Origin of the sequence: Pseudoalteromonas holothuriae, assembly GCF_945859825.1 — a bacterium.
GTDB classification, from domain to species: Bacteria; Pseudomonadota; Gammaproteobacteria; order Enterobacterales; family Alteromonadaceae; genus Pseudoalteromonas; species Pseudoalteromonas holothuriae.
This window is the reverse complement of the sequence record NZ_CAMAPC010000032.1, coordinates 1-21,525: the sequence shown is the minus strand read 5'-3', so window position 1 is coordinate 21,525 and position 21,525 is coordinate 1. Positions and strand designations below refer to the sequence as shown.

General features: G+C 42.9%; 17 protein-coding genes and 1 tRNA gene. 15 read left to right on the top strand and 3 right to left on the bottom strand.

From position 1 onward, the window contains the following. Positions 1 to 27: 27 nt before the first annotated feature. The 3 genes from cysN to cysG are packed head-to-tail and all read right to left on the bottom strand — an operon-like array spanning position 28 to position 3,808. On the bottom strand, positions 28 to 1,443 hold the full coding sequence (gene cysN / locus OCI93_RS20320; RefSeq protein WP_261627181.1) for a sulfate adenylyltransferase subunit CysN: 1,416 nt from the start codon (positions 1,441 to 1,443) through the stop codon (positions 28 to 30). After that, a complete protein-coding gene (gene cysD / locus OCI93_RS20315; protein ID WP_261595433.1) occupies positions 1,443 to 2,342 on the bottom strand; it encodes a sulfate adenylyltransferase subunit CysD in 900 nt (299 codons plus the stop codon). The genes cysN and cysD overlap by 1 nt, the downstream gene beginning before the upstream one ends. A 44-nt stretch (positions 2,343 to 2,386) precedes the next feature. Further along, positions 2,387 to 3,808 (bottom strand): siroheme synthase CysG, encoded by a 1,422-nt coding sequence (cysG, locus tag OCI93_RS20310; protein ID WP_261595432.1) that lies wholly within the window; start codon positions 3,806 to 3,808, stop codon positions 2,387 to 2,389. 338 nt (positions 3,809 to 4,146) lie between these two features. Here cysG and deoC point away from each other — a divergent pair, with 338 nt between their 5' ends. The 15 genes from deoC to OCI93_RS20235 all read left to right on the top strand — a co-directional run. Next, positions 4,147 to 4,893 (top strand): deoxyribose-phosphate aldolase, encoded by a 747-nt coding sequence (deoC, locus tag OCI93_RS20305; RefSeq protein WP_261595431.1) that lies wholly within the window; start codon positions 4,147 to 4,149, stop codon positions 4,891 to 4,893. Next, complete coding sequence (locus tag OCI93_RS20300) at positions 4,868 to 5,383, top strand: hypothetical protein (RefSeq protein ID WP_261595430.1); 516 nt, start codon at positions 4,868 to 4,870, stop codon at positions 5,381 to 5,383. Before deoC ends, OCI93_RS20300 begins: the two co-directional genes overlap by 26 nt. Positions 5,384 to 5,505: 122 nt before the next feature. Further along, positions 5,506 to 5,582: transfer RNA gene (locus OCI93_RS20295), tRNA-Trp, on the top strand. Between the two features lie 133 nt (positions 5,583 to 5,715). Next, entirely contained in the window at positions 5,716 to 6,093 is a 378-nt protein-coding gene (gene secE, locus OCI93_RS20290; protein WP_261595429.1) for a preprotein translocase subunit SecE, read from the top strand. 4 nt (positions 6,094 to 6,097) lie between these two features. Further along, complete coding sequence (nusG, locus tag OCI93_RS20285; RefSeq protein WP_261595428.1) at positions 6,098 to 6,655, top strand: transcription termination/antitermination protein NusG; 558 nt, start codon at positions 6,098 to 6,100, stop codon at positions 6,653 to 6,655. A 178-nt stretch (positions 6,656 to 6,833) separates the two neighbouring features. Then, positions 6,834 to 7,262 (top strand): 50S ribosomal protein L11, encoded by a 429-nt coding sequence (gene rplK / locus OCI93_RS20280; protein ID WP_261595427.1) that lies wholly within the window; start codon positions 6,834 to 6,836, stop codon positions 7,260 to 7,262. 5 nt (positions 7,263 to 7,267) lie between these two features. Further along, positions 7,268 to 7,969, top strand: a complete 702-nt coding sequence (gene rplA, locus OCI93_RS20275) for a 50S ribosomal protein L1 (RefSeq protein WP_261595426.1) — start codon at positions 7,268 to 7,270, stop codon at positions 7,967 to 7,969. A gap of 336 nt (positions 7,970 to 8,305) precedes the next feature. Further along, entirely contained in the window at positions 8,306 to 8,800 is a 495-nt protein-coding gene (rplJ, locus tag OCI93_RS20270) for a 50S ribosomal protein L10 (RefSeq protein ID WP_261595425.1), read from the top strand. A 71-nt stretch (positions 8,801 to 8,871) separates the two neighbouring features. After that, positions 8,872 to 9,234 carry a 50S ribosomal protein L7/L12 gene (gene rplL, locus OCI93_RS20265; RefSeq protein WP_261627180.1) on the top strand — a complete coding sequence of 121 codons (363 nt, stop codon included), beginning with the start codon at positions 8,872 to 8,874 and terminating at the stop codon, positions 9,232 to 9,234. Positions 9,235 to 9,502: 268 nt separating this feature from the next. Beyond that, a complete protein-coding gene (rpoB, locus tag OCI93_RS20260) occupies positions 9,503 to 13,564 on the top strand; it encodes a DNA-directed RNA polymerase subunit beta (protein WP_261627179.1) in 4,062 nt (1,353 codons plus the stop codon). Positions 13,565 to 13,679: 115 nt separating this feature from the next. Further along, positions 13,680 to 17,861 carry a DNA-directed RNA polymerase subunit beta' gene (gene rpoC, locus OCI93_RS20255; RefSeq protein WP_261595421.1) on the top strand — a complete coding sequence of 1,394 codons (4,182 nt, stop codon included), beginning with the start codon at positions 13,680 to 13,682 and terminating at the stop codon, positions 17,859 to 17,861. A gap of 395 nt (positions 17,862 to 18,256) precedes the next feature. Further along, positions 18,257 to 18,631: a 30S ribosomal protein S12 gene (gene rpsL / locus OCI93_RS20250; protein ID WP_010367657.1), complete on the top strand. Its 375-nt coding sequence runs from the start codon at positions 18,257 to 18,259 to the stop codon at positions 18,629 to 18,631. Between the two features lie 100 nt (positions 18,632 to 18,731). Further along, positions 18,732 to 19,202: a 30S ribosomal protein S7 gene (gene rpsG / locus OCI93_RS20245; protein ID WP_261595420.1), complete on the top strand. Its 471-nt coding sequence runs from the start codon at positions 18,732 to 18,734 to the stop codon at positions 19,200 to 19,202. A 27-nt stretch (positions 19,203 to 19,229) separates the two neighbouring features. Next, on the top strand, positions 19,230 to 21,344 hold the full coding sequence (fusA, locus tag OCI93_RS20240) for an elongation factor G (RefSeq protein WP_261595419.1): 2,115 nt from the start codon (positions 19,230 to 19,232) through the stop codon (positions 21,342 to 21,344). A 60-nt stretch (positions 21,345 to 21,404) separates the two neighbouring features. Continuing rightward, positions 21,405 to 21,525, top strand: a 121-nt coding sequence (locus OCI93_RS20235) for a GTP-binding protein (RefSeq protein WP_021031985.1), incomplete at its 3' end; no start/stop codon positions are given.

The window sequence follows — 21,525 nt, the reverse complement described above, 5'->3', positions numbered from 1 at the left end:
ACGCTCCTAATAACAGGCGTGTAAACATTACTTAAGCTTTGATATATCAAGCGCCTGCCAATGTGCAAAGTGCTTGCGTACTAAAGCATTTAGCTCAATTTCAAACTCACTAAATTGAGAGTGTGTCATCTCTTGTGCTGCTAATAAAGCTTCAACCATACCCGCACCAATCGTTAAGTTATTTAGGCGGTCGATTAGGATGAATGAGCCAGTTTCACGATTGTTACGATAATTGTCAGCCACAATACTTTCGGTCAACTCAAGAGTAACAATTGCAATTTCATTCAGTTGCAGTGAATCTGCTTGACCATGTTCTAGCGTATTCACATCAATGGTGTAGTCGATACGTTTTACGATGGCTGAGGTATTTTTACTACCTAACTTAAAGTTATAGCTTTTACCAAGTACTAACGGTGACTCATGCATCCAAACCAACTTAGCCTGAATAAGGTTTGTGACTTCTGCACTTGAATTTACAGGTACTATCACGTCGCCACGACTGACATCAACTTCATCATTGAGCGTAATAGTAAATGCTTGGCCTGTTTCTGTACGCTGCAGGTTTCCATCAAATGTAACCAGTTCTTTAATACTTGAGGACTTGCCTGAAGGCAATACTTTGATTGCTTGACCAACCTCTAATGAGCCTGAAGTCAAAGTACCTTGAAAACCACGAAAATCTAAGTTTGGACGAACCACATACTGCACTGGAAAACGCGCTTCAAATTCAGTATTCGCTGCAGTTGCTGGTGAATCTTCAAGCAGCTCTAGTAGCGGTTTGTCGGTGTAATAAGGCGTATGCTCAGAGCGCGTTACGACATTATCACCTTTGAGTGCTGACATAGGAACAAATTTAATGTTTGAAACATTAAGCTGTTCTGCAAACTCTAGATACTGGGCTTTTATACGATTAAATACAGCTTCGTCAAAGTCACAGATATCCATTTTATTGATGGCAACCACAAATTGAGTAATACCAAGCGAGTCGCAAATAAAGCTATGGCGCTTAGTTTGCACTTGAACACCATAGCGCGCATCAACAAGAATGATTGCTAAATCACTGGTTGACGCACCCGTTACCATGTTACGTGTATATTGCTCATGCCCTGGTGTGTCAGCGATGATAAACTTACGCTTTTCAGTTGAGAAATAACGATATGCAACATCAATGGTAATACCTTGCTCACGTTCAGCTTGTAAACCATCAACTAGCAATGCTAAATCAAGCTCTTCACCTGCATTACCTACTTTTTCGTTGTCTTTATGAAGTGCTGCAAGTTGATCTTCATAAATTTGATGGCTGTCGTGTAACAGACGTCCAATCAAGGTGGATTTTCCATCATCTACGCTACCACAGGTCATCATGCGTAATAAACTTTTATCTTGTTGGCGAGCAAGATATGCATCAATACCTAGTTCTCTTACTTCATTGGCTGTTGACATTAGAAGTACCCCTCACGTTTTTTCTTCTCCATTGACCCTGATGAGTCATGGTCAATTACACGGCCTTCACGCTCTGAAGAGGTTGATAACAACATTTCTTCAATAATTTCAGTTAAGCTGCTCGCCGTTGATTCAACTGCTCCGGTTAATGGGTAGCAGCCCAAAGTACGAAAACGAACCGATTTCATCTGTGGTACTTCGCCTTCTTCTAATGGCATTCTGTCATCATCAACCATAATTAATGTACCGTCACGCTCAACAACAGGGCGTTCTTTGGCAAGATATAGTGGCACCATGTCAATATCTTCTTGGTAGATATATTGCCAAATATCGAGCTCAGTCCAGTTTGACAGTGGAAATACACGAATACTCTCACCTGGGTTAACCTGACTGTTATAGTTACTCCATAACTCAGGGCGTTGATTTTTTGGATCCCAACGATGATGTTTATCTCGGAATGAATAAACACGCTCTTTTGCGCGAGATTTCTCCTCGTCACGGCGTGCGCCACCAAAAGCTGCATCGAAGCCATATTTATCAAGCGCTTGCTTTAGGCTTTGTGTTTTCATTATATCGGTGTGTTTAGCAGAGCCATGTGTAAATGGTCCTACGCCCATATCGATACCTTCTTGGTTTTTATGTACTAATAAATCAAAGTCATACTCTTTAGCCAAGCGGTCACGAAACTCAATCATTTCGCGGAACTTCCAATCGGTGTCTACATGCAACAACGGGAATGGAATTTTAGCTGGGTAAAACGCTTTACGTGCTAAGTGCAAAAGTACCGAAGAATCTTTACCGATAGAGTAAAGCATTACTGGGTTTTCAAACTCAGCGGCGACTTCGCGAATTATCTTTATACTCTCAGCTTCAAGCTGCTGAAGGTGTGTTAAAGCCATGATCGTCGTCCTACATCAAAGATTAAAATTATAAATAAACTAGTTTATGCCACATCAGTAAGTGGCTGGGCAAAGCTACTGATTTGCGAGGTTTGACCAAACCATGCTAATTGCTCATGCAAAGCAGCTACTTCACCAATAATAAGTAACGCAGGGGATACAATTTGCTGTGTGTCAATTTGTGCAGCCAATTGATCTAACTGTGTTCTAACCACGCGCTGTTCTTTTCGAGTACCGTTTTCTATGATAGCCACCGGTGTCGAGCCACTTCTCCCATGCGCTATAAGCTGAGCTTGAATATGTGGCGATTTTATCACGCCCATATAAATGGCTAAAGTTTGATTTGGTTTGGCCAATGATAGCCAATCTAACTCCTGACCTGCTTTTTTGCAGTGGCCTGTTACAAATTGAATTGCTTGGGCATGGTCTCGATGTGTCAACGGAATCCCCGCATAAGCACTACAGCCTGCAGCTGCGGTAATGCCTGGTACAATTTGATACCTAACTTGGTTAGCGGCGAGCACTTGTACCTCTTCACCACCTCGACCATAAATAAATGGGTCACCACCTTTTATACGGCAAACTTTTTTACCTTGCTTAGCAAAGTCGACCAACATCTGGTTAGTGTCTTCTTGTTTTACGCTATGATTACCTAGACGTTTACCGACACAAACGAGATCCGCATCGCGGCGCACCAAATCCATTATTTCGTCAGAAACAAGGTAGTCATAAACCACCACATCAGCTTGTTGCATCAGTTGTAAGGCTTTGAGTGTTAGTAGCTCTGGATCACCTGGTCCCGCTCCAACAATATACACTTCCCCTTCCGGTTTTGCCGTTGCCTCTAGCATGTCATGTAATTGCTCTGTGGCAGCGGCAGTATCACCTACTTGTACTTTACTGACGACACTTGAGTCGAATACACGTTCCCAGAACTGACGTCTGTCTGCAAAATGTTTAAACTGCGCTTTCACATGAGTACGAAAGCTTCCAACTAGCTTAGCCAGCGGTCCAATGTGCTGCGGTATCAATGTTTCAAGCTTTTCGCGCAAGCGACGTGCTAATACGGGGGCAGTACCTGCACTTGAAATTGCAATTGTAATTGGGTCTCTATCAACAATAGAGGGGAAAATAAACGTACACTTTGGTTGGTCATCGACTACGTTCACAAAAATGTGTCGCTCATTAGCTTGTTCAAATACTAAGTTGTTCACTTCATCGTTATCAGTTGCGGCAATGACCAGCATCTTTGCGTTTAAATGTGTTGTATTGAAGTAATCAGTGATTAGCGTTACGTCACCATCTTCAGCGTGTTCTTTCAGTTCATCACAAAACTGTGGTGCGACTAAGGTAATATTTGCACGCGCTTTTATAAAGGCTCTACACTTTCTAAGCGCGACATCGCCGCCTCCTACGATGAGAACTGGCTTATTATCAAGTTTTGTGAAAATGGGTAAATACTGCACTGTTAGCTCCAAAACACTAAGATTAAGTTACCACAGCTACTTTGTATCTAACGTGGTGAACAGGAAAGCAGAATATAGTGCCCTTAGCAGAGTAAAAAATAATTAAAACCTAGTTTATATAACTAAAAGTTATATAGCACCTGTTCAAATGGCTTAAGGCTTGAGTGACAGTGCTTTGCGCTTAAAATGTAAGTGCGGTGCCGTGCTTATAGTGTTTGGTTATGAGTTATTCAGCATTGAATTGGTTTAGTTATCCACCTTTGCGGACATATGTCCTGTGGTGGTTTGCGTGTATGCTTTTTACTAAGTCAAGATATTGACCTAACAGGAAGAGAATTATGGCATTGTATGAAGATGCTAAATTGGCATTAAGCTTAATGGATTTAACTTCGTTAAATGAAAACGATAACGAACATGCCATTAAGTCACTTATTCATAGTATTAACCCCGATATTGGCGTACCTGCGGCGGTTTGTGTCTATCCGCAATTTGTATCATTGGCCAAATGGTTGCTTGAAGAGCGCAATTTAACTCACGTTAACGTAGCTACCGTGACAAACTTTCCTGGTGGTAGGCAATCGCTGAAGTCGGTACTTGCCCAAACTGAACAAGCATTGTGTGATGGTGCTAATGAAATAGACTTAGTACTCCCTTATCAGCAATTAATTGCAGGGGACCCCGAAACGCCATGGCAATACGTTAATTCAAGTAAAGTGCTGTGCAAAGACAAAGCAAAGCTGAAAGTGATTATTGAAAGTGGTGTGTTAGCAACCGATACGTTGATCACTCAAGCATGTGAAGTCGCTGTGCTAGCAGGTGCTGACTTTATTAAAACCAGCACTGGTAAAGTGCCGATAAATGCAACTCTTAACTCAACACGGACTATACTTAATTACATTAAGCGCTCAGGTAAAGATGTTAGCTTCAAAGCGGCCGGTGGTGTAAAAACTGTCGCACAGGCAAGTGAATATTTACATTTAGCCGAGCAAATAATGGGCCGGCAGTGGATAAATGCAACGCATTTTCGCTTCGGTGCCTCTAGTTTGTTAACGGATATACATGAAACCATCGGAACTGCGCGATAGTGATCTAGAAAAGTTGCAGCTAGAACATCAGGCTGCAAAGTTATTTTTACGTTGTTACGAACAACAATTCGGTATTCCAATGCGGCATATCTGGCACAATGAACCGAATATGCCAGATGTTAGCTGTTATCAAGGAGAGCAGCGCTTAGATATTGAAGTTGCTCACTTATATGGTAGTGACAAAGAAGCGATGGCTGTACTTGGCAGATCACTGTCACTAAACATACAAAGAGAGCTTGCGGCAATGGCGCAAGCCCCATCTGAGCGACGTTTGTTGATTGCACTCGAGCGACTACTAAAACAAAAATCCCTTAAACGCTATCATTCTGAACGCACTTGGTTGCTAATTCGCAATGCAAGTACGTTATGGCACCATGATGATTTTATATCGATTGCTGGCCAGCTTGATTGCCCAAGTCATCATGCTTTTGAACAAATTTGGTTATTAACTGATTTTTATAACCCTGATTTATTACGACTTGATGCTTGAATAACGTACATTAGAACCTATCTAAACAAAGAATGAGTGGTTAGTTTTGAGGATTTTTGTGTTTGCACATCTTTTACTCTTGTTTTCAAATTGTTCGTAAGTATAATGGGCGTCCACTTTGCAGGGGCGTAGTTCCAATTGGTAGAACAGCGGTCTCCAAAACCGATGGTTGCGGGTTCGAGTCCTGCCGCCCCTGCCAATTCAATACAAGAAGAGTCCAAATCTAAAATAATGTGTTTAAATTTTAAGCGCTTAATTTGTACATTTGGATTTAATGGATTAACCCTGTTATATGCAGGGTTGTTGTGTCTGTATTTAAGGTAAAATTGATTATGAGCACTAATGTTGAAAACCCGTCTAGCTCGATGGACATGGTAAAATGGCTAATTGCGATCACGCTACTTACGGGAGCGGTCGTTGGCAACTATATTTATGCAGATATGTCTGTATTAGTTCGAGCCGTAGGTGTGGTTGCATCGATAGCAGCTGCATTAGGTGTTGCTGCTACGACTGAGAAAGGGCGTACTTTTATTGCTTTTGCAAAAGAGTCTCGCATTGAAGTACGTAAAGTTGTTTGGCCTACGCGTCAAGAAACGACTCACACTACGCTTATCGTTATGGCTGCGACAGCAGTAATGGCGTTGATCCTGTGGGGTCTAGACGGCATTTTATTTAGAGTTGTTGGCTTTTTAACTGGATTGGAGATCTGATCCCATGTCGGATGAGAACAAAGAAAAGAAATTACGTTGGTACGTAATTCAGGCGTTTTCAGGTTATGAAAAGCGCGTGGCTCAAACCATCATTGAGCACATCAAAATTGAAGGCCTAGAAGAGAGCTTCGGTGAAGTTTTAGTGCCGACTGAAGAAGTTGTTGAGATGCGCGCAGGTCAAAAGCGCAAGTCTGAACGTAAATTCTTCCCTGGTTATGTTTTGGTCGAGATGGATATGAATGATGCAAGCTGGCATTTAGTGAACAGTACGCCGCGTGTAATGGGCTTTATCGGTGGCACCTCTGACCGTCCAGCTCCTATCAGCACAAAAGAAGCGGATCGCATTCTTAATCGTCTACAAGAAAATGCAGAAGCACCTAAACCTGCAACCTTGTTTGAAGTGGGTGAAGTGGTACGTGTTAATGACGGCCCATTTGCTGACTTTAGTGGTGTGGTTGAAGAAGTTGACTACGAGAAGAGCCGCGTAAAAGTATCGGTGCTTATTTTCGGTCGTTCTACCCCTGTAGACTTAGAATTTGGGCAAGTAGAAAAAGATAAGTAATCTTTATTCCTACAGCTATTGAAAAAGGCCGCTGGTTAACTTATAATCAGCGGCCTTTTTGTACACGAAGACTGTAAGGTCTTTGTAAAAAGCAAAAAGTTTTTTTATTAATTGGGAAGCCGCTTGAGTACGCGTCCTCGCGCGCACAAGGCTAAGACCCACCTAATGAGGTATTATCATGGCTAAAAAAGTTGAAGCTCTAATCAAGCTACAAGTTGCTGCTGGTATGGCTAATCCTAGTCCTCCAGTAGGTCCTGCACTAGGTCAACACGGTGTAAACATCATGGAATTCTGTAAGGCGTTCAACGCACGTACAGAGTCAATTGAGAAAGGCGCACCTGTTCCTGTTGTTATTTCTGTATACAATGATCGTTCTTTCACGTTCGACATGAAGACTCCACCTGCTTCTTACCTTCTTAAGAAAGCTGCAGGCATCAAGTCTGGCTCTGGCCGTCCTAACACTGAGAAAGTGGGTACTGTTACACGTGCTCAACTTGAAGAGATCGTTGAGACTAAACGTCCAGATTTAACAGCAGCTGATTTAGATGCTGCAGTTCGCACGATTGCAGGTTCTGCACGTGCAATGGGCTTGAACGTAGAGGGTTAATAGAAATGGCTAAACTTACTAAACGTATGCGTACTATCCGCGAGAAAGTGGAAGTGACTAAAGATTACGAAATCAACGAAGCAGTTGCATTGCTTAAAGAATTAGCAACAGCTAAGTTCGTTGAAAGTGTTGACGTTGCTGTTAACCTTGGTATCGATGCACGTAAATCAGATCAAAACGTTCGTGGTGCAACTGTACTACCACACGGTACTGGTCGTGACGTTCGTGTAGCAGTGTTCACTCAAGGTGCTAACGCTGATGCTGCTAAAGAAGCTGGTGCTGATTTAGTGGGCATGGAAGACCTTGCTGAGCAAGTTAAAAAAGGCGAAATGAACTTTGACGTTGTTGTTGCTTCTCCTGATGCAATGCGCGTTGTTGGTCAACTAGGTCAAATCCTAGGTCCACGTGGTCTTATGCCTAACCCTAAAACTGGTACTGTTACACCGAATGTTGCAGAAGCAGTTAAAAATGCTAAAGCTGGTCAGGTTCGCTACCGTAACGATAAAAACGGCATTATCCACACTACAATTGGTAAAGTGGATTTCACAGCTGAACAGTTACAACAAAACCTTGAGTCTCTAATTGTTGCGCTTAAAAAGGCTAAGCCTTCTCAAGCAAAAGGTACTTACGTGAAAAAAGTAAGCATCTCAACAACTATGGGTGCAGGTGTTTCTGTAGACCAAGCTACTCTAGATACGCAAGTATAATTTATTAGAGATTAGCATTTACATGGCGTAATTTTTGAACTATAATTTTGCGCCATTTTGTTGATAATTCTGTTTCTGAATTGTTTACAAAGAAAAAATTCGGGTTGAAGCGCATAATTTCGCAACACTTTTTAAGTTAAGCGATAAATTGCGCTTCCGTCCAAGACCGTAGGTGGTTTTAAACCTTAATCGTCCTACGTAGACGGTGTGAATCCCAGCTAGATTTTCCTAATCTTCTGGCTCTCGCCGTAAAAAGCATCTCTGCTAATTTTTTAGCAGAGTAGAGTAGAACTGAAAAACAAATATTTGTTTTTCTATAAACCAGGAGTAACACCCATGGCTTTAAATCTTCAAGACAAAAAAGCAATTGTTGCTGAAGTCAACGAAGCTGCCAAAGGTGCTCTTTCAGCGGTTGTTGCTGATTCTCGTGGTGTAACAGTAGGTGCAATCACTGCTCTTCGTAAAGAAGCTCGTGAAGCTGGTGTATGGATGAAAGTTGTTCGTAACACGCTAGCTAAACGTGCTGTTGAAGGCACTGATTACGAATGCCTAAACGAATCACTAGTTGGTCCAAGCCTTATCGCTTTCTCTTCAGAGCACCCAGGTGCTGCTGCGCGTATCTTTGCTGATTTCGCGAAAAAGAACGAAACATTTGAGCTTAAGACTGCTGTATTCGAAGGTAAAGTTGTAGATGTAGATATGCTTGCTAAGCTACCTACATACGACGAAGCTGTTGCACGCTTAATGAGCGCAATGAAAGAAGCGTCTGCCGGCAAATTGTGTAAAACAATTGAAGCGGTACGTGTACAGAAAGCTGAGCAAGCTGCTTAATTTTAAGCCCGCTCCTTTCTTTAATAAATTTTTTGAACCACATGGGTTCGTAAATAATTAGGAAATTTGAAATGTCTGTAACTAAAGACCAAATCCTTGACGCAATTGCTGAAATGTCAGTAATGGACGTTGTTGAACTAGTAGAAGCAATGGAAGAGAAGTTCGGTGTAACTGCAGCAGCAGCTGTTGTTGCTGGTCCTGCTGCTGAAGCTGCTGAAGAGAAAACTGAATTTGACGTTATTCTTACTGCTGCTGGCGCTAACAAAGTTGCTTCTATCAAAGCAGTACGTAGTGCAACTGGTCTTGGCCTTAAAGAAGCAAAAGCTCTTGTTGAGTCTGCTCCTGCGCCAATCAAAGAAGCTGTTTCTAAAGAAGAAGCTGAAGCACTTAAGAAAGATCTTGAAGAAGCTGGTGCTGAAGTTGAGATCAAGTAATCTAGCTTACGCTAGGTTCGCTGCCTGAGAAATCAGGCAAGGGCTGGTGATTATTTAATCACCGGCCCTTTTGCGCTATAGAAAGGTCTCTTTCTATAGTGTAATAAAATTCTAAATTTCAATGGTATTTTCAATGACTTAACAGTTTTTTGCTAATATCAATGGCATTTAGTACAACAATTAGATGTTGTTATCATGGCTTGAATGCCAGTTAAGTCTGTTCTTACAAGAACAGGTTGGGTCAAAGATCAGCAAGCTGAGGAACCCCATGGCTTACTCTTATTCTGAAAAGAAACGTATCCGTAAGGATTTTGGTAAACGTCCACAAGTTTTGGACATACCTTTCTTACTGTCGACGCAGTTAGAATCGTTCAAAAAATTCTTGAATCCGGACGCTGATGGCGACCACGGTTTGGAAGCTGCTTTCCGTTCTGTGTTTCCGATCAAAAGCTACTCGGGAAATTCTGAGCTACAATACGTAAGTTATCGTATTGGTGAGCCAGTATTCGATGTAAAAGAATGTCAAATTCGCGGCGTGACATATTCTGCTCCACTTCGCGTGAAATTACGTCTTGTGTTAATGGATAAAGAAGCACCAGGCACAGTTAAAGACATTAAAGAGCAAGAAGTTTACATGGGCGAAATCCCGCTCATGACTGATACCGGTACTTTTGTTATCAATGGAACAGAGCGTGTTATCGTTTCTCAGCTACACCGTTCACCTGGTGTATTCTTTGATAACGACCGTGGTAAGTCGCACTCTTCTGGTAAAGTGCTTTATAACGCGCGCGTTATCCCTTACCGTGGTTCATGGTTAGACTTTGAATTCGACGTAAAAGATAATCTTTACGTTCGTATAGACCGCCGTCGTAAACTACCTGCATCAATCATTTTACGTGCACTTGAGTTCTCTTCTGAAGAGATCCTTGCATTGTTCTTCGATACAACAACATTCGAAGTAACTGACGGTAAAGTGTTAATGGAGCTTGTACCATCACGTTTACGTGGTGAAACAGCTGCTTTTGATATTAAAGATGCTGACGGTGAAACAGCTGCTTTTGATATTAAAGATGCTGACGGTGAAATAGTGGTTGAATCTGGTCGACGCATTACTGCGCGCCACATTAAAACACTAGAAAAGAAAGAAATCACTCAATTAGAAGTACCACACGAATACATTATTGGTCGTGTGATCGCGCAAAATTACATCGATGAGTCTACTGGCGAAGTTATCGCCAATGCTAACGATGAGTTATCGCTTGAGTTGATGGCTGAGCTTGTAAAAGCGGGCCACACTAAAATCGCTACTCTTTACATCAATGATGTAGATAGCGGTGCATATATGTCAGATACAGTTCGTATTGACTCTACTAATAATCGTCTAGAAGCATTGGTAGAAATTTACCGTATGATGCGCCCTGGTGAGCCACCAACAAAAGAAGCTGCAGAAGCACTCTTTGACAACTTGTTCTTCTCTGAAGAGCGTTATGACTTGTCAACTGTTGGTCGTATGAAGTTCAATAGCCGTGTAGGCTATGACACTGATACTGGCACAGGTACTCTGAGCAAAGAAGATATTGTTTCGGTGATGCGCGTATTGATCGACATCCGTAACGGTAAAGGCGATGTGGATGATATTGACCACTTAGGTAACCGTCGTATTCGTTCAGTAGGTGAAATGGCTGAAAACCAATTCCGTGTTGGTTTAGTACGTGTAGAGCGTGCGGTACGTGAGCGCTTAAGCTTAGGTGATTTAGATGCTGTAATGCCACAAGACTTAATTAACGCTAAGCCGATTTCTGCGGCAGTTAAAGAATTCTTCGGCTCTTCACAGCTATCTCAGTTCATGGACCAAAACAACCCATTATCTGAAGTAACGCATAAGCGTCGTATTTCTGCATTAGGTCCGGGTGGTTTAACACGTGAACGTGCAGGCTTTGAAGTACGAGACGTACACGTAACTCACTATGGTCGTGTGTGTCCTATCGAAACGCCGGAAGGTCCAAACATTGGTTTGATCAACTCGCTTTCTACCTATGCACGTACTAACGATTATGGTTTCTTAGAAACACCATATCGTAAAGTAGTTGATAGTGTAGTGACTGATGAAGTTGATTACCTTTCTGCAATCGAAGAAGGTCAGTTTGTAATTGCACAGGCAAACTCAAACTTAGACGAAAATAACGAATTTATTGATGAGCAGATCCCATGTCGTCACAAAGGTGAATCAACCTTTATGGGTCGTTCAGATATTCAATATATGGATGTATCTCCACAGCAGGTTATCTCTGTGGCAGCGGCGCTTATCCCATTCCTTGAACACGATGATGCAAACCGTGCATTAATGGGTTCAAACATGCAACGTCAAGCAGTACCGACGTTAAAAGCAGACAAGCCGCTAGTAGGTACTGGTATTGAGCTGACGCTTGCGAAAGATTCAGGTGTAACCATCGTTGCTAAACGTGGCGGTGTTGTTAAGTACGCTGATGCAAGTCGTATTGTTGTTAACGTTAACGAAGATGAGCGTGTACCTGGTGAAGCTGGTATCGACATTTATAACTTAACGAAATACACACGTTCAAACCAAAATACCTGTATTAACCAAAAGCCAACTTGTATGGTTGGAGAGCCGGTAGTACGTGGTGATGTGCTTGCAGATGGTCCATCTACTGACTTAGGTGATCTTGCGCTTGGTCAAAACTTACGTGTGGCATTCATGCCTTGGAATGGTTACAACTTCGAAGACTCGATTTTATTATCTGAGCGCGTAGTTGAAGAAGATCGTCTAACCACGATCCACATTCAAGAGCTTCAATGTATTGCTCGTGACACTAAGTTAGGTCCTGAAGAAATCACTGCTGATATTCCAAATGTGGGTGAATCTGCACTTGGTAAGCTTGATGAATCAGGTGTTGTGTATATTGGTGCTGAGGTAAAAGGCGGCGATATCCTAGTAGGTAAAGTAACACCTAAAGGCGAAACGCAGCTAACACCGGAAGAAAAGCTACTGCGTGCTATTTTCGGTGAAAAAGCATCAGATGTTAAAGACAGTTCATTGCGTGTTCCAAACTCTGTAACTGGTACTGTTATTGATGTACAAGTATTTACCCGTGATGGTGTTGAAAAAGATAAGCGTGCCTTAGAAGTTGAAGACATGCAGCTTCGTGAAGCGAAAAAAGACTTCAACGAAGAGTTCAAGATCCTTGAATCTGGTGTGTTAGGTCGTGCGCGTTCGCTACTAGTAAAAGCTGGCTTTGAAGAAAGCCGCATTGCGGATCTTTCAACTGACAAGCTACTTACCCAAAGTCTTGCGGATGAACAGCAGCAATCAGAGCTTGAGCAACTTGCTGCACAGTACGATGAACTTAAAGCAGAGTACGACAAAAAGTTTGAAAACAAACGTCGCAAGATCACTCAAGGTGATGACTTGCAGCCTGGCGTGTTGAAAATTGTTAAAGTTTACTTAGCTGTTAAACGTCGTATTCAGCCTGGTGATAAGATGGCGGGTCGTCACGGTAACAAGGGTGTAATTTCAACGATTGTACCTGTTGAAGATATGCCATACGATGATAAAGGTCGTACTGTAGACATCGTATTGAACCCACTCGGTGTACCATCACGTATGAACATCGGTCAGGTCTTAGAAACCCACATGGGTCTTGCTGCACGCGGTATTGGTGAGCGAATCGAAGAAATGATGAAAGAGCAGCGTGAGCTTCATGAGCTACGTGAATTCATCAAAAAAGCCTACGAAGTAGGGGATTGTCGTCAGAAAGTTGATATTGCAAGTTTCTCTGATGATGAAGTTCGTCGTTTAGCTGAAAACCTTAAAGGTGGTTTACCGATTGCGACGCCTGCGTTTGACGGTGCCAAAGAAAGCGAAATTAAAGAGTTACTAGAGCTAGGTGGATATCCATCAAGTGGTCAGGTAACACTTTATGATGGCCGTACTGGTGACGCATTTGAACGTCAAGTAACTGTTGGTTACATGTACATGTTGAAACTTAACCACTTGGTTGATGACAAAATGCACGCACGTTCAACAGGTTCTTACAGCTTAGTTACTCAGCAGCCGCTGGGTGGTAAAGCTCAGTTCGGTGGACAGCGCTTCGGTGAGATGGAGGTATGGGCATTAGAAGCATATGGTGCTGCCTATACTCTGCAGGAAATGTTGACAGTTAAGTCGGATGACGTAAATGGTCGTACTAAGATGTATAAAAACATCGTTGACGGTAACCACAAGATGGAACCGGGTATGCCTGAGTCATTCAACGTATTGCTCAAAGAAATCCGCTCACTGGGTATCAACATCGAGTTGGAAGAGAATTAATCCGACCGCCGCAGCTTAGCTGCGGCAGTTACCCTCCCAGTGGGTAGCCGGACTGAAAGAATGTAGGGGCAAGCTTTGTTTGCCCTCAAGATTAACCTCCGACAGGAGAGCTAAGGTGAAAGACTTACTTAAGTTTCTGAAGCAACAAAATAAGACCGAAGAATTTGATGCAATTCGCATTGGTCTTGCTTCACCAGACATGGTGCGTTCATGGTCTTACGGTGAGGTAAAGAAACCTGAGACAATCAACTACCGTACTTTCAAGCCTGAGCGTGACGGCTTATTCTGTGCCCGTATTTTTGGCCCAGTGAAAGATTATGAGTGTTTATGTGGTAAATATAAGCGCTTAAAACACCGTGGTGTGATCTGTGAAAAATGTGGCGTTGAAGTAACGCTAACTAAAGTGCGCCGTGACCGTATGGGTCACATTGAACTAGCAAGCCCAGTGGCTCATATCTGGTTCTTGAAGTCATTGCCATCTCGTATCGGCTTAATGCTTGATATGACGTTGCGTGATATTGAACGTGTACTTTACTTTGAATCATTTGTGGTTACTGAACCTGGTATGACAACGCTTGAGCGTGGCCAGCTATTAGGTGAAGAAGAATACCTAGACTCATTAGAAGAGCACGGTGATGAATTCGAAGCGAAGATGGGTGCAGAAGCTGTACTTGATTTGCTACGTGAATTAGACCTTGGTCAATTAATTGCTGAAATGCGTGAAGAGTTACCAACCATTAACTCTGAAACTAAGCGCAAGAAGATCACTAAGCGTCTTAAGCTTATGGAATCATTCCACCAATCAGGTAATAACCCTGAGTGGATGATCATGAGTGTGCTTCCGGTTCTTCCGCCAGACTTACGTCCACTAGTACCTCTAGATGGCGGCCGTTTTGCAACATCAGATTTGAACGATTTATATCGTCGAGTTATTAACCGTAATAACCGTTTGAAGCGTCTTTTAGACTTAGCGGCACCAGATATTATCGTACGTAACGAAAAGCGTATGTTACAAGAAGCGGTTGATGCGCTACTTGATAATGGTCGTCGTGGTCGTGCAATTACTGGTTCTAACAAGCGTCCACTTAAGTCGCTTGCTGATATGATCAAAGGTAAGCAAGGTCGTTTCCGTCAAAACTTACTAGGTAAGCGTGTTGACTACTCTGGTCGTTCTGTAATCACGGTTGGTCCTACGCTTAAACTGCACCAGTGTGGTCTTCCTAAAAAGATGGCACTTGAGCTATTCAAACCATTTATCTACGGTAAACTTGAGCGTCGCGGTATGGCTACGACTATCAAAGCTGCTAAGAAAATGGTTGAGCGCGAAGTGCCAGAGGTTTGGGATGTTCTAGATGAAGTTATTCGTGAGCACCCGGTTTTACTTAACCGCGCACCTACACTTCACCGTCTAGGTATTCAGGCGTTTGAGCCGGTACTAATCGAAGGTAAAGCGATTCATCTACATCCATTGGTATGTGCGGCTTATAATGCCGACTTCGATGGTGACCAAATGGCGGTACACGTACCGTTAACGATTGAAGCACAGCTTGAAGCTCGTGCGCTGATGATGTCGACTAATAACATCTTATCTCCAGCGAACGGTGAACCAATCATCGTACCTTCACAGGACGTTGTATTAGGTCTTTATTACATGACGCGTGACCGTATTAACGGTAAAGGCGAAGGCATTGTATTTAAAGATCCGAAAGAAGCTGAAAAAGCATACCGTACAGGTGCTGCTGAACTTCACGCACGTGTAAAAGTACGTATTACTGAAATACGTATTGATGAAGAAACCAAAGAACGTTCAGAAGTGACTGAGATCATTGATACGACTGTCGGTCGTGCAATATTGTCACTTGTTTTACCTGTTGGCTTACCGTTTGAGCTAATCAACAAAGCATTAGGTAAAAAGCAAATCTCTGGTCTTCTTAACGAGTGTTACCGTCGCTTAGGTCTAAAAGATACAGTAGTATTTGCTGACCAAGTGATGTACACCGGTTTCCATTATGCGATGAAGTCAGGTGTTTCAATTGGTATAGATGACTTAGTTATCCCACCAGTTAAAGCTGAAATCATTGAAAATGCAGAAGCAGAAGTAAATGAAATCAACCAACAGTTCCAGTCTGGTCTTGTGACTGCGGGTGAGAAATACAACAAAGTTATCGATATCTGGTCACGTGTTAATGAAAACTTATCACGCGAGATGATGGCGAACTTGTCAAAAGACACCGTTGTTAACGCCCAAGGTGAAGAAGAAGAGCAACCGTCATTCAACTCTGTGTTTATGATGGCAGACTCTGGTGCTCGTGGTAGTGCCGCTCAGATCCGTCAGTTGGCAGGTATGCGTGGTCTAATGGCACGTCCAGATGGTTCAATCATCGAGACGCCAATCACAGCGAACTTCCGTGAAGGTCTAAACGTACTTCAGTACTTCATCTCAACCCACGGTGCGCGTAAAGGTCTTGCCGATACGGCACTTAAGACTGCGAACTCGGGTTACTTAACTCGTCGTCTCGTAGACGTGGCGCAAGATTTAGTTATCAATGATGACGATTGCGGCACATTAGATGGTCTAACAATGAAGCCGCTTATTGAAGGTGGTGATGTTGTAGAACCACTACGTGAGCGTGTATTAGGTCGTGTAGTTGCTGAAGATGTTGTTAAACCTGGCACTAATGATGTACTTGTTGAGCGGAACATCATGCTTGATGAGAAATTGTGTGACTTGTTAGAAGAGCACTCAGTAGACGAAGTACGCGTACGTTCTGTAATCACCTGTGATAACGATTTTGGCGTGTGTGCTAAGTGTTATGGTCGTGATCTTGCACGTGGACACATCATCAATGCGGGTGAATCAGTTGGTGTTATCGCTGCTCAGTCAATCGGTGAGCCGGGCACACAGCTTACGATGCGTACCTTCCACATCGGTGGTGCGGCATCAAGAGCATCAGCTGAAAACAGCGTGCAGGTGAAAACAAACGGTAACCTGAAACTGCACAATGCGAAATACGTATTGAACACTGACGGCAAGATTGTTATCACTTCTCGTTCAACTGAAATTACTATCATTGATGAGCATGGTCGTGAGAAAGAACGTTATAAAGTACCATATGGTGCAGTATTAACAGTTCAAGACGGTGCTGATGTTAAAGGTAATGATATTGTTGCTACTTGGGACCCACATAGTCACCCAATTATCATTGAACATGATTCAAAGGTTAGCTTCTCAGACATTGATGACAGCAACACTGAAGCACAAACGGATGAGTTAACAGGTCTAACCCGTGTGGTTGTTAAAGACCTATCTAAAGTGAATGCTAAAGAGCCTAAGCTAATCGTTGAAAACGAAGAGCGTGGCTTGCAAGAGATTCGCTTACCATCGTTCACGACAATCGAAGTATCTGACGGTACAAAAGCAGCACCTGGTAGGGTTCTTGCTCGTATTCCTCAAGAAGGCTCGAAGACTCGTGATATCACCGGTGGTCTACCGCGCGTAGCGGACTTATTTGAAGCTCGTAAACCAAAAGATCCAGCCATTCTTGCTGAAATCACAGGTACTATTAGCTTCGGTAAAGAGACTAAAGGTAAGAAACGTTTGGTTATTACACCTGAACAGGGTGATGCATACGAAGAGATGATCCCTAAATGGCGTCAGCTTAATGTGTTTGAGGGTGAGCAGGTATCTAAAGGTGAAGTTATCGCCGATGGTCCTGAGTCTCCGCATGACATTTTGCGTCTACGTGGTGTAACTGACGTATCTAACTACATCGTAAACGAAGTACAAGAAGTATATCGTCTACAGGGTGTAAAGATTAACGATAAGCACATTGAAACTATCATTCGTCAAATGCTACGTAAGTGTATCATTTTAGATGGTGGTGACACTGAGTTCTTAGCAGGCGAGCAAGTTGAAGTAGCACGCGTTAATATCTCTAACCGTGACCTTGAATTACAAGGTAAGATCCCTGCGAAGTTTGAAATTCAGCTAATGGGTATCACTAAAGCATCACTTGCTACTGAATCATTCATATCAGCAGCATCTTTCCAAGAAACAACACGTGTTCTTACGGAAGCAGCTGTAAACGGTAAGAGTGATGAGTTACGTGGTCTGAAAGAAAACGTAATCGTAGGTCGTTTGATTCCAGCTGGTACAGGTTTTGCGTATCACCAAGAGCGCATGGCTCGTCGTAAACAAGCAGACTTGCCAGTAGAAGAGCAAACAGTCAGTGCTGAAGAGGCAACTCAAGCATTGACCGATGCACTTAATGCTGATCTATTAGGTGGCAACAAATAGTCAACTCAATTAGGTTAGACTAATTGTGGTAGGCATAAACCGCTTTTGTTTAGGCAGAAGCGGTTTTTTATTGTCAACTTTTTAGTCAAAAAAGTAGATACATCGATAGCTATGAGGGGTATAATATCGATATTAAAAGCGCAGTAATAAGCGCTAACCTCTAAATTTTGTGAAAGTTCTATATCACAACTTCACATGGGCATATAGCCGTCATAATGTTAAAAACCAGTCTAAAACATCAAATTTCAGGTATAAAAGACGGTTTTTATTGACAGGTTAATCTTTGCTCATTAAAATTCGGCCACCCATTTATTCGTTCCATGAAAATGGTGACGGGAAAGGGTCGATTTTTTGTATTTTTTCAGTAGTAATTTTAACTAATCAGGAGCTATTTAATGGCAACTATTAACCAGCTAGTGCGTAAGCCACGTCGTAGCAAGGTTACTAAAAGTAACTCAGCCGCGCTTAAAGCTTGTCCGCAAAAGCGTGGTGTATGTACTCGCGTATATACAACTACACCTAAGAAACCAAACTCTGCATTACGTAAAGTAGCACGTGTGCGTTTAACAAATGGTTTTGAAGTAACTTCATACATCGGTGGTGAAGGTCACAACCTTCAAGAGCACAGTGTAATCCTAATCCGTGGTGGTCGTGTTAAAGATTTACCAGGTGTGCGTTTTCACACAGTACGTGGTGCACTTGACTGTGCCGGCGTAAACGACCGTAGACAGGCTCGTTCTAAGTACGGTGCAAAACGCCCTAAGGGCTAATGGTTCTCCGTTAGTAAGGCCAAGCACTTAAGTTTTAATTTTAAATAATTTGTTTTGGGGATTCGCAAAAGCGCGAACCTGAAGATACCGGAGATATAAAATGCCTAGAAGACGCGTAATAGGTCAACGTAAAATTCTTCCAGATCCGAAGTTCGGATCAGAACTTCTTGCTAAATTCGTTAACGTAGTAATGTTAGACGGCAAGAAATCTACTGCTGAAAAAATCGTATATGGTGCGCTAGACGTGGCTGCTGAGAAATCAGGCAAGTCGCACCTAGAAATCTTTGAGTCTGCACTTGAAAACGTTCGTCCATCGGTTGAGGTTAAATCTCGCCGTGTTGGTGGTTCAACGTACCAAGTACCAGTTGAAGTACGTCCAGTTCGTCGTAACGCATTAGGTATGCGTTGGTTAGTTGACGCTGCACGTAAGCGTGGCGAAAAATCTATGGGCTTACGTTTAGCTCAAGAAATCGTTGACGCTGCTGACAACAAAGGCACTGCGGTTAAGAAACGTGAAGACGTTCACCGTATGGCTGAAGCGAACAAAGCATTCGCTCACTACCGTTGGTAATCTGCTAACACCTTTTAAGAGGATAATATGGCACGTACAACTCCTATTGAGCGCTATCGTAACATCGGTATTTGTGCTCACGTAGATGCAGGGAAAACCACCACAACAGAACGTGTTCTGTTCTACACAGGTCTTTCACATAAGATCGGTGAAGTTCACGATGGTGCTGCAACTATGGACTGGATGGAGCAAGAGCAGGAGCGTGGTATCACTATCACGTCTGCTGCAACAACGTGTTTCTGGAAAGGGATGGACGCGCAGTTTGACGACCATCGCATCAATATTATTGATACTCCAGGACACGTCGACTTTACCATTGAAGTAGAGCGCTCTTTGCGTGTACTTGATGGTGCCGTTGTCGTGTTGTGTGCTTCATCAGGTGTACAGCCACAGACAGAAACAGTTTGGCGTCAGGCGAACAAATATGCAGTACCTCGCATGGTATTCGTAAATAAAATGGATCGTACTGGTGCTGACTTCCTTGCTGTTGTGGAACAGGTGAAATCTCGCCTGGGCGCCACACCTGTGCCTATTCAGCTACCAATCGGTGCTGAAGACGAATTTAAAGGTGTTATCGATCTCATCAAAATGAAGGCTATAAACTGGACTCAAGAAGACCAGGGCATGACGTTCAATTATGAGGAGATCCCAGCAGAACTTCAGGACTTAGCCGAAGAGTGGCGTTCTCATATGATTGAGAGTGCCGCTGAGGCAACTGAAGAACTAATGGATAAATATTTAGAAGACGGCGAGTTAAGTGAAGCAGAGATTAAATCTGCGCTTCGCCAACAGACATTGGCCAATGAAATTGTGCCTATGACCTGTGGTAGTGCATTCAAAAACAAAGGCGTACAAGCAGTGCTTGATGCCGTTATTGAATTCATGCCCTCACCTACAGAAGTTAAAGAAATCCAAGGTATTTTAGAGGATGACTCTGAGGCTACCCGTCCTGCAGATGATAATGCGCCGTTCTCGGCATTGGCATTTAAAATTGCCACAGACCCATTTGTAGGTACTTTAACTTTTTTCCGCGTTTACTCTGGTACTGTTAAGCAGGGTGATGCGGTATATAACCCGATTAAAAGCAAAAAAGAGCGTTTGGGCCGTATTGTTCAAATGCATGCAAATTCTCGTGAAGAGATCAAAGAAGTACGCGCTGGCGACATTGCGGCAGCTATTGGTCTTAAAGATGTTACTACTGGTGACACACTATGTTCACAAGAAGCTGTTATCACTTTAGAGCGTATGGAATTTCCAGAACCGGTGATTTCAGTTGCAGTTGAGCCAAGAACCGTGGCCGACCAAGACAAAATGGGTATCGCGTTAGGTAAACTAGCGGCAGAAGACCCATCATTCCGTGTAGAAACGGATGAAGAATCAGGTCAAACGATTATCTCTGGTATGGGTGAGCTTCACTTAGATATTATTGTTGATCGTATGAAACGTGAATTCAGCGTTGAGTGTAATGTTGGTAAACCTCAAGTGGCATATCGTGAAACGATTCGTAAATCGGTAGAAGCTGAAGGTAAATTCGTACGTCAATCTGGTGGTCGTGGTCAATATGGTCATGTTCGGCTTAAGCTTGAGCCTATGGATATCTCGGATGATGAAGCGCCAATTTACGAGTTTGTAAATGACATCGTTGGTGGTGCAGTACCAAAAGAGTATATCCCTGCGGTTGATAAAGGCATCCAAGAACAGATGCGTCAAGGTGTCCTTGCCGGTTATCCGTTATTGGGTGTTAAAGCGACATTGTTTGATGGCTCGTTCCATGACGTAGACTCAAATGAAATGGCGTTTAAAATCGCAGGTGCGATTGGTTTTAAAAATGGTGCGCTTGAAGCAAGCCCAATTATTTTAGAGCCAGTTATGAAGGTTGAAGTTATCACCCCTGAAGGTAACATGGGTGATGTAGTAGGTGATTTAAATCGTCGTCGTGGCATAATCGAAGGCATGGAAGAGGCATTTGGTGGCTTGAAGCAAGTTAATGCACAAGTTCCGCTTTCTGAAATGTTTGGTTATGCAACCGATCTTCGTTCTGCTACACAAGGCCGCGCATCATACTCGATGGAATTTTCCAAGTATGCTGAAGCGGGAAAAAATGTAGCCGAGACAATTATTGCAGCTCGCGCTGTTAAGTAATTTTAGTTCGGTCCGGTCTCTAAGGGCTGGACTTTAATTTCTTTATAGGAATTTTTTAAGATGGCAAAAGAAAAGTTTGAACGCGTAAAACCGCACGTAAACGTAGGTACAATCGGCCACGTTGACCACGGTAAAACAACTCTAACAGCAGCAATCACTAACGTACTTGCAAAAGTATACG